This is a genomic window from Herbaspirillum sp. RV1423 (assembly GCF_000577615.1).
In the GTDB taxonomy this organism is placed as follows: Bacteria; Pseudomonadota; Gammaproteobacteria; order Burkholderiales; family Burkholderiaceae_D; genus Herbaspirillum.
In genome coordinates this window covers 251,369-268,079 of record NZ_CBXX010000002.1, presented here as the reverse complement: position 1 = coordinate 268,079, position 16,711 = coordinate 251,369, and the positions used below count along the sequence as shown (strand labels likewise).

Annotated in this window: 10 protein-coding genes; 2 read left to right on the top strand and 8 right to left on the bottom strand. The window is 62.4% G+C overall.

The genetic code is table 11. The features are described from left to right. Window positions 1-20: 20 nt before the first annotated feature. Window positions 21-806 carry a peptidylprolyl isomerase gene (locus tag RV1423_RS03025; protein ID WP_081768658.1) on the top strand — a complete coding sequence of 262 codons (786 nt, stop codon included), beginning with the start codon at window positions 21-23 and terminating at the stop codon, window positions 804-806. A 116-nt stretch (window positions 807-922) separates the two neighbouring features. Then, entirely contained in the window at window positions 923-1,327 is a 405-nt protein-coding gene (locus tag RV1423_RS03020; protein WP_034292943.1) for a hypothetical protein, read from the top strand. 131 nt (window positions 1,328-1,458) lie between these two features. Here RV1423_RS03020 and RV1423_RS03015 read toward each other — a convergent pair whose 3' ends face one another. The 8 genes from RV1423_RS03015 to RV1423_RS28430 form a co-directional block, all read right to left on the bottom strand. Next, entirely contained in the window at window positions 1,459-1,773 is a 315-nt protein-coding gene (locus RV1423_RS03015) for a hypothetical protein (protein ID WP_034293150.1), read from the bottom strand. Between the two features lie 65 nt (window positions 1,774-1,838). Further along, on the bottom strand, window positions 1,839-3,023 hold the full coding sequence (locus RV1423_RS03010) for an acetyl-CoA C-acetyltransferase (protein WP_034292942.1): 1,185 nt from the start codon (window positions 3,021-3,023) through the stop codon (window positions 1,839-1,841). 185 nt (window positions 3,024-3,208) lie between these two features. Next, window positions 3,209-3,355, bottom strand: a complete 147-nt coding sequence (locus RV1423_RS29650) for a hypothetical protein (protein ID WP_155835007.1) — start codon at window positions 3,353-3,355, stop codon at window positions 3,209-3,211. A gap of 167 nt (window positions 3,356-3,522) precedes the next feature. Then, window positions 3,523-5,145, bottom strand: a complete 1,623-nt coding sequence (locus RV1423_RS03005; RefSeq protein WP_034292936.1) for a hypothetical protein — start codon at window positions 5,143-5,145, stop codon at window positions 3,523-3,525. 54 nt (window positions 5,146-5,199) lie between these two features. Next, the gene (locus tag RV1423_RS03000) at window positions 5,200-6,828 is read right to left on the bottom strand and encodes a tetratricopeptide repeat protein (protein WP_034292934.1); all 1,629 of its coding nucleotides are present in this window, start codon (window positions 6,826-6,828) and stop codon (window positions 5,200-5,202) included. Beyond that, a complete protein-coding gene (locus RV1423_RS02995; RefSeq protein ID WP_034292932.1) occupies window positions 6,825-10,085 on the bottom strand; it encodes a hypothetical protein in 3,261 nt (1,086 codons plus the stop codon). Before RV1423_RS02995 ends, RV1423_RS03000 begins: the two co-directional genes overlap by 4 nt. A gap of 1 nt (window position 10,086) precedes the next feature. Then, the gene (locus RV1423_RS02990) at window positions 10,087-11,433 is read right to left on the bottom strand and encodes an ATP-binding protein (RefSeq protein WP_034293148.1); all 1,347 of its coding nucleotides are present in this window, start codon (window positions 11,431-11,433) and stop codon (window positions 10,087-10,089) included. A 32-nt stretch (window positions 11,434-11,465) separates the two neighbouring features. Next, the gene (locus RV1423_RS28430; RefSeq protein WP_051516438.1) at window positions 11,466-16,709 is read right to left on the bottom strand and encodes a contractile injection system tape measure protein; all 5,244 of its coding nucleotides are present in this window, start codon (window positions 16,707-16,709) and stop codon (window positions 11,466-11,468) included. Window positions 16,710-16,711 lie beyond the last annotated feature (2 nt).

Here is a 16,711-nt window from a genome sequence, read left to right as displayed (position 1 = left end):
ACAATCCCATGCATCCAGATATGAGCAGCGCTCCCGCGCCATCCGATTCAATCCCGCTCAGTGTCAACGGCGTCGAAATCGACGCCGATGCGATCCTGGCCGAATCCGCATCCCATCCGAACGAGGCCGATGTCGACCATGCGGCACGTCTGGCGCTGGTGGTGCGCGAGCTGCTGACGCAAAAGGCCGTGGAAACAAGTCTGTTGGCCGCAGGCGCGGAACTGGACGACGACACCATCGATCGCCTGCTGGAATTGGAATGCGCCACCCCGGCGCCGTCCGATGAGGAGTGCCGACGCTACTATGCAGCGAATATGCAGAAATTCAACAGTCCCGAACTGGTTTTTGCGCGCCACATCCTGTTTGCGCTGACGGAAAAAGCCGCCATGACCAAAGTCCGCGCCCGTGCGGAAGAAACCCATCGCGAGCTGATCCGGCATCCCGACCGCTTCGAGGCGCTGGCCCAGACTTTGTCGAACTGCCCCTCCGGCCAGGTCGGCGGCAATCTGGGGCAATTGACCCGCGGTGAAAGCGTCCCGGAATTCGAGACAGCCATCTTCGGGAATACCCGCATCGGTCTCTTGCCGGGGCTCGTCAACTCACGTTACGGCTTCCATATCGTATCGATAGAACGCCGGATCCCAGGCGCCGCGCTTCCCTACGAAACAGTGCGATCCGCCATCGAACGTTATCTATCGGAGCACGTGCGGCACAAATCGATCCAGCAATACCTGACGCTGCTGGCATCCGGCGCGGAACTGACCGGCATTACGCTGGATGTACGCCCCGGGTTCCTGCTGCAGTAGCGATGATGAGCCGTCTGCATCCCCGCCGGAGGCCTCTTTTACCGGCCTGGCGCCAATCTGGAACTCATTTCACAAATAGGCGTGAGATGCGTTCTATATTTATAGGATAGAAAAACATGGGTATTTCAAGCTTCGAAGACTTGCTGAACGCCGCACGGCAACAACCTGAACCGCAGCGTCTGCTTTTCGTGTTCACCAAAGCGGAATTACCGGAGGACTGCTCCGCAGAACAGCGCATGAATTTTGAGGCGGGCATCGGCGGCACGTTGACGCCGATGATGTGCCTGGACAAGGCGCCGGAAGAACTCAGCACGTTCAGCGAGTTGATTGAGGAGTCGCGGCAGGTTCTTTTGAATTGGAGTGTTGTCTTCGTTGCTGCCCTCTCCGGCCGGAATGGACGCGCCCCCGGGACCGAAGACGCCGAAGCCCCGTTGAACAGGATGGTGGAATCGATCAAGACCGGTTCGACCGGCATGTTCATTCCGTTCGATACGCACGGACACCCCATTCTGTTGGGCTAGCGGGTTGCGGTGACGCCGCCATCCGTCAGGAGGTCGTTGCCGGCGATGAATGCGCCATCCGCCACGACGGCGCACCGATGAACGCCCCTCATGGATGCCGCCTTTAGCGCTCGCACCGGCATCGAATCGGTCTATTTGATGACGCCCCTGGACCTCATGACATCACAGCCATCGTGTTGAGGCACAGGCAGGGGCACGCCTTTTTCCTTTGCGCGCGCTTCCATGGCCTTGTCTTGCTCCTCCTGAAGCGCCTTGCACTCTTCATAGCTCTTGGCAGCGTACATCCTGGCTTGATGTTGAGTGCGTTCTTGCTCCGTCATCAAGGACCAGCCCCGGATATTGTCCCTGTTCCAGTTGAACCCATCAGGGTTGCCGTCTCTGGCAAAGGCCGGAGCCGCCATCATGGCAACCAGAAGAGCCGTCGTCGCGATGCCAGGGAGTGTCATGATCATTCCTTTCAAGAAGTGAAAAAATGCGCTAGCGGAGAATTGCCACCGCTTGATGCAGGTGGCTACAACATCTCCAACGCCAGTGCGATGCCTTGCCCGCCGCCGATGCAAAGCGTGACCACGCCGCGTTTGAGTCCGTCGCGCTGCATCGAATGCAGCAGACGCGTCGTGAGCACTGCGCCGGTGGCGCCGATCGGATGTCCATGGGCAATGGCGCCGCCTTCGACATTGACCTTGTCTTCGGCAAAGCCCAGTTCGCGCAAACAGGCGAGCGTAATGGCGGCAAATGCTTCGTTGATTTCAATACGATCCACATCCGCCACGCTCCACCCTGCACGTGCGAGCACCTGATGAACCGCCGGCACCGGTCCCAAGCCGAACATGCCGGGCTCGACCGCCCCCACGCCATACGACACCAGGCGCGCCATCGGCTTGAGCCCATTCTGCGCAGCCCATTGCCGTTCGGCGACAATCATCGCGGCCGCACCGGTGTTCAGCCCCGGCGCGCTGCCTGCCGTGATCGTCCCGTCCTTGCGGAATGCCGGCTTGAGCTTGGCCAGCGACTCGGCTGTGGTTTCCGGGCGGTTATGTTCATCTTTGCTGAACACGGTCGGCCCTTTACGGCCAGGCACTTCGACGGCGGCGATTTCAGCGTCGAACTTGCCGGCAGCCTGCGCGGCGGAAAAACGTTGTTGCGAACGCAACGCCCAGCGATCCTGATCGTCGCGCGAGATATTCTTTTGCGTGACCAGATCTTCGGTGTGCCAGCCGGAATGCTGACCGGAAAACGCATCGTTCAATCCGTCGCGCAACATACTGTCGAACATGGTCACATCGCCCATGCGCGCGCCCCAGCGCCCCTGCGGCAACAAGTACGGCGCACGATCCATGTTTTCCATGCCGCCGGCAATCGCGCAGTCGATCATGCCGCTCCAGATTTCCAACGCTGCGCTCACCACGCCCTGCGCCCCCGAACCGCAGACGCGATTGACGGTTAGCGCGGGGACGTCGACCGGCAAGCCTGCACCGATCCCCGCCTGACGCGCCGCGTTCATCTTGACGCCGGCCTGGATCACGTTACCCATGACCAGCGTCTGCACCTTGTCGGCGGGCAAGCCGGAGCGCTTGAGGCTTTCGCGGATGACGGTTGCCCCCAAATCCGGTGCAGCCACGTCTTTCAAACTTCCGCCGAAGGTGCCGATGGCTGTGCGGACGGGATTGCAAATGACTACTTCTTTTTGGCTCATGTCAGTTCTCCTTGAATTGTTTAAGCACCAACCGAATCGGTATGCATGCGGGTGGGATCAATGCTCAAGCGCAACGCCTGCAACAGCTCGCGCAGCATCATCGACGGACCTGCGGCATAGATGTCCCGTTGAAGGAGCAATGATCCGTCGCCACGCGGAGAAGAGCACTGCGCCGCGCGTATGGCTCACCTCGCTGTGACGATGTCGCCGCTCTCGACCGACAACGCAGCGTGCAGATTCGGCGCCTCGACGGCATTTCGCGACAGGCCGCCATGTACATCCACGTGGCGGGATGCAGCGTGAAAGCTCATTCTGGCGGTAGCGCCAGCCATCAACTTTGATCCATGTCAAAGAGGGCGAGATTGGAAAATTGTCGACAAATCCTCTGGATTCCCTGGACAGGCTGATATGCGTTCAGCGAGTTGATCGAGAAGTCCCGATGGACGCGCCCCCGGGACCGAAGATGCCGAAGCGCCGCTGAACAGGATGGTGGAAGCGATCAATGGCGCCTGGCGCGCCGGCTCCCGCTGCCTCGCCGACCTCCTCGGGCTCCTCTGGCGCCTCCCCGCCCCTTATCAGCCTTGTCCGCCTTGTCATCTGCCCTGCCGCCCCTGCCTCCCCGGCCCCTGACCGACTTCACAGCCTTGTCTATCTTATCCGCCTCATCGGCATCAGCATCGACATCGACCTTGTCCACTTTGCCGACCTTGCCTGCCCTGCCTCGCCTGCTACCTCCTCTGCCTCCGCGCCCCTTGCCTGCGCTGTCCTTTCTTTCCCCGTCATCTGCATCCGTATCCGCCCGATCTGCCTTGCCACCCACCCTGCCTAACCTGCCGCCCTTGCTGCCGCCCCGGCCGGCGCCTCTTTGGTAACCTCTGAGCCGCCGTTTGGCGTTCCATGCCTTTTCAATCTCGACCTGGAGCGCTTCAATGACCTCCTCATCGGAGTGCGCCGTCAGATTCTTCACCCAGTAATTTTCCAGGTGCGCCGAAAAAAAGTCGGCTTGCTCTCTCACGGCGTCAGCGAGAAATTCCTCCTCGCCCAAATACTCGGCGAAAGCGTCGATGACTTCCGCAATGACCTCCGAATCCTCCTCGGACAGCTTCTCAGGCTTGGTATATTTGACTGCCACGTTGGGGGATATATCGACATCCTTGTTCTCCTTGTAATCGAAGACCAGGTGCCCGTTCTTCTCCTCATCCTCCATTTCCTTCCGTTCCCCGACACCCGCTATTCCATGCCTCCTGTCTCCGTGGTACCAGTCGGGCGGCACTTTTGCGCCGGGATCGGTGTGTTTGCTGATCGGCGTCTTCTTTTTCGGGGTGGACACGACGTCATAGCCGTCTACCCCTGGCACCGGCTTATTGCCCTCCTCCGTTTTGGCATCTATATGAAATTTCGCATTCTCGACTTCTCCGATCACGGTCACGTCATAGAGCAACCTGTCTTTTGCGGCCCCCTCTTCATCGTCCTCATATTTTTCATGCAATTTTTGCAGGGCGCGCTTTAACGGGTATTCGACCTTGTGCTTGTGATCCATGTTGGCGCGATGCGTGATCGGATACAGATTCTCAGGCACGGCGAAACCGCCGAGGTCATGATTCAAGAGATGTCCCCGGATCATCTTGTCTTTCAATGTACGGCTCAGGCTCTGCATCCATGTCCAGTTGTCGCCGGTCGCCGTTCCCTTGACGGGGTCGAACGGATCCAGTTTGGCTTCCATCTTCTTGCCGACCGCCCAATTCTTTCCGCCAAAATTAATCGAGCCCGCCCTGTGGGTGATGACCGTCTCAAGCTGCGCCACGCCGCTCTTGGCCTGCAAGGCCGGCTTTACCCCCGCCCGATCCTGCGACGCCACATTGCCGGCTGAAGCAGCGCCGCCGCCGATCGTTTCCGAAGCTTGCCGTTGCTGTATCGTGCGCGGGTTGTCGTTCATCATGTCAGCGAGGGACCGATGCGGCTGCGTCCGGATTCCATCCTTGGCAAGATCGGCCAATTGTCGCTGGACGGCGGCGCTCTCCCGGTTATCGACAAAGCCGGTGGACTCGCCGGAGCGGCGGTCTGCCGACACGCCGGAAACGGCACTCTTGGCGACGGTATGATTCTGCAGCGGCGCTTTCATTGCAAATCACGCTCCAAGCGGGCATTCATCCATGAAACCTGACGCCGGTTCGCATCAACGCGCGTGCAACCGATCCAGCAAAGCGCGCGCGCCTTCGTTGTCGGGCATGACCCGCAATACGTTTTCCAGCAACGTTTGCGCCGGACGGTCTTGCCCCAGTTGCTGGAGGCATGCCGCCATGTTGTACCAGACGCCGGGGTTGGCGCCGTAGAGTTGCTCGGTGCGCTCGAAATAACTTAATGCGCCGTCGAAATCATCCAGTTCATAGAGCAAGCAACCGATCTCAAACGCCAGATCGTTTTCTTCTCCCAGCGGGAAATAACTGTCCCAACTGCGATCGACCAGCGCGCGCACCTCTTCGACGTGCCTGTCGTCAAGCGTTGGCGCCAGTTCCTTGAGCCGGGGAATGACGCGGAACAACTGATGGGCGTCATCCTGGCCGAAGCGCAGATAGGCCAGGATGTCGTTGATTTCCATCTTCGCCAGATGGCGACGCATGAAGCTGACCAGCGTGTAAAAATCGTCGGGGCCGAATCCGGCCAGCAGATGCGCATAAGCCCGGCCCGTCGCTTCGTACAGATGCGCATCATCGGCCAGCAGCACGCCGATGATCGCCAGGCTGCGATGGCGATATTGCGGCTGCAGCGCGACGCCGCCGTGGTGCTTTCCCCATTGCAGCAAGGCATGGTAATTCACGCTCAGCGAAAACGATCCGTGGCGCGACAAGGCCGGCGGCGCAGCCTGCACCATCTCTTCCGGCAAGTAGTGTCCCTTGTCCGCCGAGAGCAGGAACAAGCCGCTGCGCGACAAGGCCCGCAAACGTTCCAGTGCCTGCAGGCTGCTTGCCGGAAACAGCAGATGTCCGTGTTCCACCGTTTTGCCATAGTGCGCAAACAGTTGCTGCAACACGGGATCGTCGTAAGGCGCTGCCGTCAGTTGCCTGAAGCTGTATTCAAGACGGAGATGTTCGAGCAATCCGGCGGCGTCTGCCTCGGGCGACACGTCATGCGCCTCGCCATCGGCCATCAATGCCACCAGGCAGTCATGGGCCACGTGATCCTCGAAATAGTAGAGATCCTGCGGTACGCCGTCGAACACGTAGTTGGCCAGCACCACCAGCGGTTGCTGCAACGCGCCGCGCCCCAGCCGTGCCCCGCCGACCTGCAAGAACAGTTCGTCGGACCGGTTCACATCGAACAACGCCGTCTCCAGCAAGCCGTCGGCAAACCACGCCTGGAAGCGCGAATGGGCACGCCAGGCATCCAGGTTGCTCTGCGTGAAATCGGTAAGGACATAGCGGAAAGCAGTCGGCGCAACGCCGGATGCGGAACACAGTTCCACGAGACGGCGCAGGAAATGGAAGGCGAAACGCCCCGACCCGGCGCCCAGTTCGCAGATGGTCAAAGGTTCATCGAGCCCCCCGGCAAACGGCGCCCGCCGTTGCCGCTCCTGCAAAAACACAAAAACGGTCTCGGCGTAGGCCGATGCAATCGTGGGATTGCTGGTGATGTAATGCGGCACTTCCTCGTCGCGCCAGGCGCGCGCGCCGCGCTCGCTGAAGTAGCGGCGCTGCAGTTCCCATAGCATGGAGTCGCGGAACGGCTGCGGCTGTTCTAGGATGTGCATACCCTTGGCTGCGGAGTGCGCGCTCATCGCGTCGTGATTGTCATCGCCGGTTCTCATGGCTGCTCATCGCGTTCTTTCAACAAATACTGATACCAGGCGATCAAGCCGATGATGAACAACACCAGGAAAATCGGAAGCATGTAACCGCGCGCCAGCCATCGCAGGAACGGATCGCAGAACAGCAAGGCCATCGCTAGCAGAATCCATACGGCGGCAACGATCACTCCAGGCGCATGGTGATAGCGCGCCATGGTCTCGCGCCACAGGCACGAGCAGTAATACAGCGCCGCGCAGCCGATCAGCAGCATGAACGCCAGCTTGGTCGCCAGGCGGAACGCGTAGAGGTTTTCGCACACGGTCTTGCAGACCGGAGATGCCTCGGCGCCCGGATTGGTCTGGTAAAAATCGGCGATGCACTGGCTGACATTGCGGCTGACGTCGCACTGTTGCACTCCGGCCGTGCTCGGCAATATTTCATCGATTGGCTTTTCCTTGCCGGCCGCGGCCGGCGGCGGCGCGGTCATGGACATCGGCCAGAAACCGACGCCGCCGAAATTGTCCTTGAAATAGATGATGTCGTCCTGCAGTTGCTGCCAGTTGTCGTTGTCGAAGGTAATCACCGGCACCATCTGGCGCAGCAGCTTGGCGCGCTGTTCGCCATGCAATGCCCCCTCGATGCGCAGGCGCAGTTGTTTCTTGGAATCGGTGGTTTCCTCTTCCAGCAACACCAGCATGCGCGGACGCGCATTCTGGTCGCGTTCCACTTTGTCCAGCAGATTGTTGCTGCGACTGGCTTCCGCCGTGGCGATCAGCCCGTATAAATTGGCGTAATCGTAGATGCCGTCGCCCAGCGCGGTGTGGCGCATCATGACATTGATGGCGTCGCCGGCATGGGCACGGCGCAGTCTGCCGCGCAAAGTATCGACAAACTTGTTGAACACGCCGACCGACACGTCATCGTCCGGATAGCCGTCGAAAAACAAGGTGACGCCCTCGCCGTTGGTCGGCACGAAGCGTTCGCCGAACGGCAGGTGGTTGGAAATGGTCGAGGTCCAGTTATGTAGCTTGATCGACATCAGTTTGACGATGCTAGCCGTCAGGCGTTCGAACACTTGTTCCTTGCGGCCCTTGTCCATCTTGCTCCACGAGCGCCAGTCGTTGCGCTGGATGACCCAGTCGACCGCGGTCTGGTGGCGTTGCGCGATATTGACGAAATCGTTCTGCGTCAGGTCGCCGTTTTCGGCCGCCGCCACGAAATCGCGGCCGTCGTTGGCTTGCCGCAGCACGCCGGTGTCGTCGAAAGTCGGACCGTAATAGGCAATGCGCGACAAGGTGCTGAAATCGACCTTTTGCGTCTTGCCGGCCAGCCAGAACGGATAAAAGCCGTAGACCTCGCCCACCAGCTCGTCAAGCACGCAACCGCAGCCGTTGCCGTCCCACAGCACATGCTTGTTCGGATCGTAAGGCGGCCGCTTGCGCGCGGTGGCGCGGATGGAAGCGCGATATTTGATGTACAGGGCTTCGATCTGCTGCGGCATCGCCAGCGCATCGATCATGCTGCACGACTTCTCCTTCCAGAGCTTGTCGAGCTGGTCGTACAGGCTCTGGTCCTTGATGGCCGCTTCCAGTTGCTTCATCTGTTCGGCGGAGATCTTGCGACGGTCCGAGGCGTTGCCCGGCGTGCCGCTCGGGCAAGCGCCGATGCCATTGCGCAAGCGCGCCATGACCGCTTTATCGAACAGCCACAGTTGCGGATACTCGAGGTCTTGCAAGCCCTTGAGCATGTCCAGGATCACCGGCGGCACCGGTTCGTTCTTGCGGTTGGCGCTCAGTTCGGCCAACGCGCGCGCGGTCAGGATATACGAGGTGCTGGTCTCGGCGGCGTTGATGATCTCCGGCATGTACTGGTCGATCGGCTCGCTGACCTTGGCCGTGGCGTCGAGGATCGCTTCGCTGAAGAATGCCTGGTTGGGATAGGTGCCGGACAGCTTTTCCAGTTCGTTGATGATCGCGTCCGGCACCGTCTTGCCGTCCCTCAACAGTTGCAGCGACGCCAGGGTAAGCCGGTAGCTCTGCTCCAGCGCGGCTTCCCTCGCGGCCGGCAGGTAGGACTCGGCTTGCGGCCCGAGGTCCTTGAGCGCATCGAGCACGGCGGCGTCGAACAGCGGCTGGTTCAGGTACACCACGTCTTGCAGCGCCGACAATTTGGCGATCACCTGCGATTTGGACGCCAGCAGCTTGAGGTCGGCGGCGTTCAGGCTGTAGCTGTAGATGGTCAGCAAGGCCCGGTCCGAATCGGGACCGGGGCGCCGGTTATTGTCGGTCTCGTAGTGATAGAGCCGCAACATCGCGAGGATCTGTTCGTCGGTCCCGGCCAGGCGGATCTGGTAGTAACGCGCCTTGTCTTCGTCGTCGAAACCGTCGATCCAGCGTCCGAGGTCGGCGCTGATCAGGTCGGCTTTCCATTCCGGATGGGCCTTGACCGTCGCGGCGAAATGCAGCAACGCCGACACCGACGCGTTGGTCAGATTGCCGGACGGTTCCATCTTGAATTCGAACCAGAACCGGTTCAGCCATGACAAGGTGATCGGGCCGACGATGTTGTCCGACAGCGGCATCGTGCTCTCGCGGTAGGCCTGCATGTAGGCGGGATCTTCCGAGTAGATCTCCAGCAAGGCCTGCTGGATCTGCTTGCGCAGGGCCGGGGTGAACTGCTTCAGGACATTCTGCGACAGTAATTGCGCAGCCGGGCCGTCCTGCTCGTCGGGCCGGATCACGACCTTGCTGACGATGACCTGCGCCGCCTGCGGCGTCATGAGCTTGTCGCCGGCCCAGGCCGGTTGCGCCTTGTCTTCAGGCGTTGCGGCGGCTTTGGCGGGCGGCTTGGCAATCGCTTTGGCCGGCACGGGCGCAGCAATCGTTTCCGGCACGGGGATTGCCGTCGACGCGGATTTCACTGCCGGCGCGGGCGCAACCGGCGGCGCCGCGATCGACGCTGGCGCAGATGCCGCTGCGGGCGTATCTTCCACCGTCGCTTTGACGGGCGCCTTTGCCGGAACCTTGACCGGCGCGGGGGACGGGACGGCTTCCGGCGCCGGCGTCACAACCGGCGCAGGTTTGACCTCGGCCTCCGGTTGTGGCGCAGGCGCCACTGCCTTGGTCTGCGCAGGCGCCGCTGCCTTTGTCTCCGCGGGCGCATCTTCCGTCGTCTGCGCGGCAATACCGGACCACGCCGGCAGCAGCAGGCAAGCGCTTGCCAGGGCCACCCGCGCAATGGCCGCCAACGCGGCCGATCCTGTCGAAGATGTTGTCATGTCAGATCGTTCGCCCTTCTTTGATGAATTCCTTCTTGATGCCGCGCAGCAGGTCGTCCTTGCCGATCGTCGGCCGCCCTTGCCGTTCGGCGCGCATGGCGGCGTAACGCACCACGTTGATCAGGGCGCCGCCCGACAGGCTGTTGTCTTCGGCCAGATCTTCCAGGTTGACGTCGTCGGCCAGGTGGCGCCGCTGCGGGAACAGGTTTTGCCACAGGCGCAGGCGTTGCAGTCCGTCCGGAATCGGGAAGTAGATCGCGGTCTGGAAGCGCCGCGCGAATGCCTCGTCGATATTGCTCTTGAGATTGCTGGCCAGGATCACCACGCCGGGAAAATCTTCGATCCGTTGCAACAGGTAGGCGATTTCCTGGTTGGCATGGCGGTCGTTGGAACTATTGCCTTCGGTGCGCTTGCCGAACAAGGCGTCGGCTTCGTCGAAAAACAGGATCCAGTTCTTGTTCTGCGCCTGGTCGAATACGTTGGCCATGTTCTTTTCGGTCTCGCCGATGTACTTGGAAACGATCTTGGACAGATCGATGCGATACACGTCCACATCGGCAGCCTTGCCCAGCAAGGTCGCGGTCAGGGTCTTGCCGGTTCCCGGCGGTCCGTAGAACAGTGTGCGATACCCCGGCTTGACGCTTTTGTCGAGGTGCCAGCGCTGCATCACCTCCGCGCCGCCCTTGAGCCAGATCCTGATGTTGTCGATTTCTTCCAGCACCTCGGGCGCCAGCACCAGGTCCGACCAGTCCAGTTGCGTGGTGATGCGCTTGGCCGGGAAGCCGACGCTGTAATCCGGCTTGTGCTGCTGGCCGGAGGTGCAGCGGTCGAGGAAATCGTTTTCCACATTCAGGGCTGCGCTCAACGCCGGCTCGCCATCGGCTTTCTGTTCCAGCCGCAGGATCGTGTGGCGGAGAAAGAAATGCTCGGCGTCGAACAGCCGCAATACCTCGAAACGGCGCGCCAGATCGTCGCCGGCCAGGATGAACGCCGCGGTCTCGCAGGTCGGCATCAGGCCGGCGTGGTTCTTGCCCTTCCAGCCGCCGAATTCGGTATAGCTGCGTTCGATGTTCTTGTTGGCGGTAAACAGCAAGTCGAGCGCTTGCGGCCGCACATGCGGCAGCAGCGTCAGGATCAGCACCAGGCGTTCGTCGAAACCCATGTCGTACTCGCGGATCGCGGTGGCGAACGGCGAAGGATCATTGCCGACATCGGGCGGCGTGTGCTTGTGAATGTCATGCGGTCCGCCCTCGTGCATGAAATAGCCGTGGAAGCGCGTGGTCAGCACTTCGCCGAACCAGGCGATTTCGCGCTCCAGGCTTGCCGCGTTGGCTTTCAGGGCATCCATGTCGTTCCCTTTTCCGGTTTCCGTTGCTGCGCTCACGTCCATTCAACCCACAATATTTTTTCCATCCAGGGAAGCCGGATGGTGGCAATGCTCCACGGCAGTTTTTCCAGCAACATGTCGAAGGTCCGCCTGGGAATGTGTAAATGCCAGTCGTCGTCCTTGCGCGACAAATACCCTTCGCGTTGCAGGAAGGTCTCGCGCAGGCCGCGGATCGAGGTATTGCCGACCGCCTTCCAATGCGAAATCATGACCGTCAGCAGTTGCTCGACCAGTTCGCGTTCCTTGTCCGTGACGTCGATCTCGGGCACGATCGGCGCTTGCAAGGGAATGCCGCACAGCAGCTTGTTGAGCGTCAACTGGTACTCCGGCACGGCGGTCTGTTCATCCACGGCGAACTGCAACAACCAGGCCGCACGCTGGGCGGACGCCTCGTCGACGAACCTGCCCTCGCGCGTCAATTCCAGCACCTCCCAGGCGCGCGACAGAAACGGCCAGGTCAACACCATGCCGGCGTTGGCGACATGGATGCCGCCGGGCGCCTGCAACGCCACGTCGTCATCGGCCTGGGCGACGGCGCGGTCGTTGGCATCAACGTTGTTTGCCGCCTTGGCGAGTACGGCATTGCCGCCGGCATCACCCGGCGGCGCGGCGCCGGGCGCATCGGCTTGGGAGACTGCGCGCAGGGCGACACGCGGCGGCGCGACGGCAATCCCCATCTGACTGCGCAGGCGCGCCGTCAGGCCCGTCGGCGCCGACAGCCCGCCTTCGCGCACCAGGAAGTGCACCAGTTCGCCGGTGAAGCGCGCCGGGTCGAAAATCCGGTCCGGCGCAAACAGATACGGCAACAGGAAGTGCCACTCGAAACGCGCCAGCTCCGTGGCGGGCAGTTGCCGGTTCGGTTCCGCAAACATGTCGGCGACATCGCTCGCGTAACGGCGCATGCGCTGCACCTGCAACGGGGAATGCGGCGCCAGCGCAGCCAGTTGCGGCCAGGACGACATCGGCAACAACGCCAGCAGGCGCGCCACCGCCTCCGGACTGCGCGACAACTGTCTCAGTATCGTCGCCATTTCCGGAGCGGCGGCATGGATCGCTGCGCGCAGCCACTCCGCCAGCCCGTCCGGCGGCGCGGCACCGGCGCCAAAACCCTGTGTCAGCAGGAAATCGATATGACGCTGATTTCCCGCCCCCTGCCGATTCGGAGCGTCGGACGTACCGGGAACGCCTGCGCTTCCTGCGGTTTCACTTTCCTCACGGACATCGGTCCCGATCACGGCAGCGCCGTTGCCCGCCGACACGGGCGCCATGACCGCTTCGCGTGTCGATGACGCCTCGGCGCCGACATTGGCATTGGTATTCACTGCGGCACTCGCCTCGGCGATTTCTTCCAGATCCAGCGTCTGTCCTTGCAACAGCGCCTGCAGCACCGTCCTGAAATAATGTTCCCGGCTTGATGCAGGCGCCGGCGGCGCTTGCGCGGCAATGGCCTGCAGGAAGGTCATGCGCTGCTGCTGCGGGACGTCGTCCGTGCCGTGCGCAGCGATGTATGCGCCGACCAGGCGTTCCAGGTCGGCGGCCGACCGCGGCGCATCGATCCGTGCCGGATCGTCTTTGATACGCGCGAAGCGTTGCCGCACATCGGCCCGCACTGCATCCGGCAGGCTGGCGGGCAATGTCGCCTCCGTCGATATGGATGTCGGCGTCGTCGATGCGGCGACGGACGCGGCAGCAGATATTGCCGCATTGTCGCCATGCGCTGTCAGGCGATGGTGATGACGCAGGATCGCGCGAACGTCGTCATTCCCATCGTCCTCGCCATCCTGGTCATACTCGATACCGGCCTGGTCGGCCGCGCTCGCCGGGACAACTGCGACCGGCGCTTGCGCCCGGTCTTGCTGCGCTTGTCCCGTGCGTACCGACACATCCCCCCAACGCCTCAGGAAACGGCGTTGCCAGGGCAATCCGGCCAGGTCGGCATCCTCTGCCAGAGACGTCGCCAGCACATGCACCGATCCGACGGTGGAATCCGGCGTTTGCTCTGACGGCAATGCGTTGCCGCCATCCATGTCATTCATGCCGTCAAGGCTGTCCCCGTCGTACGGTGCGCCATGCAAAAAGTGCCGCAAAGCCGCTTGCCAGAGTCGCCGCTTCCACACGGCAAACATCTCCGGCGTCGGAGGTGTCTGGTCGTCGTCCTCCGCTGCCGTCATGCCGTCGTCCGGCGGCAATGCCGTCTGCCCTTGTGCCGGCGTGACGGCAACTGGCATGGTCCATGCCGCCTGATCGCGCAATTGCAGCCATGCCGGCGTCGCCGCCGGGGCCAGCAAGACTGCCATGTCGTACAACATGCTCTCCGGGAAGGATGCTGCAATCCGTTCCAGGATGTCGTCGCGGATGCCATAGTGGCGCAATGCTTCGCCCAGCAAGGGCGCGTGCTTGTGCAGCAGGATGTCCCAGTCGTTGTAGAGCAGCGCCGGATCGCCTTTCATCAATGCCTTGGCCAGACGTCCGACCAGATGCGCCTTGTCGCGCTCGTCGAAGAGGTCGGTGTTGCCTGCCGGGATCGGCGTCGCTGTCGCATCGGTTGATCCGGTTGAATCGGTTGAATCGGTTGACGCTGTTGACGCTGTTGAATCGGCGGGATGGATGGGCAATAGCGCCCTATCCTGCGTGTCCTGCATCAGCGCTTCATGCATCGGGGCTGCCGCCTCGCCGACGGCAAACTCATCAAGGTCGACGATACGGTTCCGCGCCAGTGCATCCAGCACCCGGACATAGTAAATGCGACGGTCCCGTGCAACCGCCGCATGAGAGACGATTGCCTGATGGAACGACGGTTCGCGCACGGCTTCGCGCACCAGTTGCTCCAGTTGCTCAACGCTGAATGCCTGCTTCCGGAATGGCTGCGCGCCGTCGCGGATTGCCTCGAACAATGATGCCAATGATGCCAGCGAGTCGCCGCCCGTTGGGGGCGGCGCCTGCAACGCCGCGCTTTCCGCTTCCGGTCCCAACTCTTGCGATAGTTCTTGCTTCGCCGTCTCATCCGCCGCAACGGCATGCGCGAGCGCCGTCACATGAGCGGACAAGTCCTCATCGGCGGCAACGGCGCCGGCGCCTTCCAACGCTGCGGCAAGATAGTCCGTCATGTCGAAGGTTGCGGAAGCGACGGCACCGGTCGCCCCTTCTTGCGCCTTCGCCGCTTGCAAAAGATAGGCGACGGCGCCGCGCCACCAGTTGCGCCGCCAGTGAATCCACTGTGCCGCGCTGTCGGCGCCCAGGCGCGTGCGCAGTTGAACATCGTTCCATACCAGCGCGCTCAATGCCGCAGCTTCGGGCGCCAGCAATGCCTGCATGTCGAGCAGCAGCGACAGCGGAAAAGTCGACGCGATCTTTTCGCGAATTTCGCCATAACCGACGTAATGCAGGATCGCCGAACGCAGCAGATCCGGCTGCCCCTCCCTGAACGCATGCCAGTCGTCGTAGATGTCGCCGGCATTGCCGCCCATCAGCGCCGAGGTGACGCGATTGCGGATCGGCACGATCGTCGACGGCGGTTCATGCAACTTGCCCGTTGCTTCGGAAGTGTTTTCCCGATCGGATGGCGGCACGGCTGCGGGGTCAGTTGCGGGGTCAGTTGCGGGGTCAGTTGCGGGGTCAGTTGCGGGCGCAGTTGCGGGCGCAGTTGCGGGCGCAGTTGCGGGCGCAGTTGCGGGCGCAGTTTCGTGTCTCGGTGCTGATGAAAACTCGTCCGGCATTTTCTCGACAACCGACAGCGCCGCCAGCAATCCGCCGGAATCTCCCGGCACCGCTCCGGACGCACGCAATTGCGCCAGCACGCGTGCGCGCGGCGGCACTTCGGCAGTCGTCGTCGAGATTGTCGTCGCCGCCGTCGACAGGTCGGCCAGCACCGCAACCGCCTGGGCCAGCATCGGCGCCGTCATCGTTGCGGGCAACTGCGACGGTGGCGCAAAGCTGACGCTGAAGACATACTCCCAGGCCGCCGACAATGCCGCCTGCACCGCCGCTGATGAAAACGGCGAGCACTCCAGCAAACGCTGCAAGGCATCGAGCTGCGCCAGCAAGGGCGCGGCATGATCGGGATTGAAGCGACGCAACATCGCCTGCTTCAATGCCGGCGATGATCGCCGCACCAGTCGCGCCAGCAACGCGCGGTCGGTGGCATGCTGCGCCAGTGCGCGCCATTCTTCAGGCAAGTCCTCGGTCGGCCGATTGCCGGCTGTCACGTCCGATACCGGGACGACTTGCGCCGTTGCTTCGTCGATTGCCTCTGTGATCGCTGTTTCAGCAGGCGCGGCAGTGATGGCGGACGCTGCGGCAACGGACGATGCGCTCGCTGCAACGCCAGCAGCAGTTGCAACTGCCGCATCGGCGACCTCGCGTATGGCGCGGATGATGTCATTGTCCGACTCGCCGTCGCCGTGACGGATGGCAAACTCCTGCAGCAATTGCGCTGCCGTCGCCCCGACATCCTGCCGTTGTTGCACAGCCAGCCATGCCAACGCGCGCCCGGCCAGCGCCTGCGGCACGGCGTCCCTGCGTTCCAGGCCGGCGGCAAGCGCTTCTTCCCAGGCGGCATGCACGGCGCCGTTCGATACCGTGCGCGCCAGGACGGCGTCTTGCAGCAACGCCTGCAAGGCCGCCAGGTGCGACAGCATGGCGTCGGCGCGGCCGGGATCCATCCGGCGCAACAACGTCTGCAACTGCGCCGGTGCGAACTGGCGCGCCAGCCGCGCGAGCATCACGGCGCGACGCGGCGACGCCAACAGCGCCGACAGGAAGATCTCGGCGCCCTGCTCCAGTATCCCCGACAGCAAGGCTTCGTGCGACGCCGTTGCTGTCGTATCCACTTGCCACGGCAGGGTGCCGTCGGCCAGGAACGCCAGCAATATCTCGCTGTCGGCGCGGCGCCGCGCAATACGGCGGGCCGGCGCATCCTTGCCCGCCTGCGGCGGCGGCAGCCGGTCGATTTCCGCCGCCTTGCCTCCTTCGTGCAGCGCCGCTTCCAATGCAGTACGCAGCCCGGCGACCAGCGCCGCCGGCAATTCCGCCTCGGTGACATTGCCGATGTCGACCACCAGTTCGTCGATCCGCCAGACCGTATCGTCATCGCCGAACTGGTCGAATACGCGATCCATCAGCGGCAGCAATTTATCCACCACCAGGTTGCGCAAGGCATCGGCGCGTGCGATCGCCATCGTCGGAGATTCGAATCCGAGATCGAACGACAGTTCGTCGATGCGATGTGCGGTCGTCATCT

Coding starts and splice junctions, on each gene's coding strand:
- RV1423_RS29650 (WP_155835007.1), bottom strand. CDS start 3,355: ATGGCTGGCGCTACCGCCAGAATGAGCTTTCACGCTGCATCCCGCCAC.
- RV1423_RS02995 (WP_034292932.1), bottom strand. CDS start 10,085: ATGACAACATCTTCGACAGGATCGGCCGCGTTGGCGGCCATTGCGCGG.
- RV1423_RS03015 (WP_034293150.1), bottom strand. CDS start 1,773: ATGACACTCCCTGGCATCGCGACGACGGCTCTTCTGGTTGCCATGATG.
- RV1423_RS02990 (WP_034293148.1), bottom strand. CDS start 11,433: ATGGATGCCCTGAAAGCCAACGCGGCAAGCCTGGAGCGCGAAATCGCC.
- RV1423_RS28430 (WP_051516438.1), bottom strand. CDS start 16,709: ATGACGACCGCACATCGCATCGACGAACTGTCGTTCGATCTCGGATTC.
- RV1423_RS03000 (WP_034292934.1), bottom strand. CDS start 6,828: ATGAGAACCGGCGATGACAATCACGACGCGATGAGCGCGCACTCCGCA.
- RV1423_RS03025 (WP_081768658.1), top strand. CDS start 21: ATGAGCAGCGCTCCCGCGCCATCCGATTCAATCCCGCTCAGTGTCAAC.
- RV1423_RS03010 (WP_034292942.1), bottom strand. CDS start 3,023: ATGAGCCAAAAAGAAGTAGTCATTTGCAATCCCGTCCGCACAGCCATC.
- RV1423_RS03005 (WP_034292936.1), bottom strand. CDS start 5,145: ATGAAAGCGCCGCTGCAGAATCATACCGTCGCCAAGAGTGCCGTTTCC.
- RV1423_RS03020 (WP_034292943.1), top strand. CDS start 923: ATGGGTATTTCAAGCTTCGAAGACTTGCTGAACGCCGCACGGCAACAA.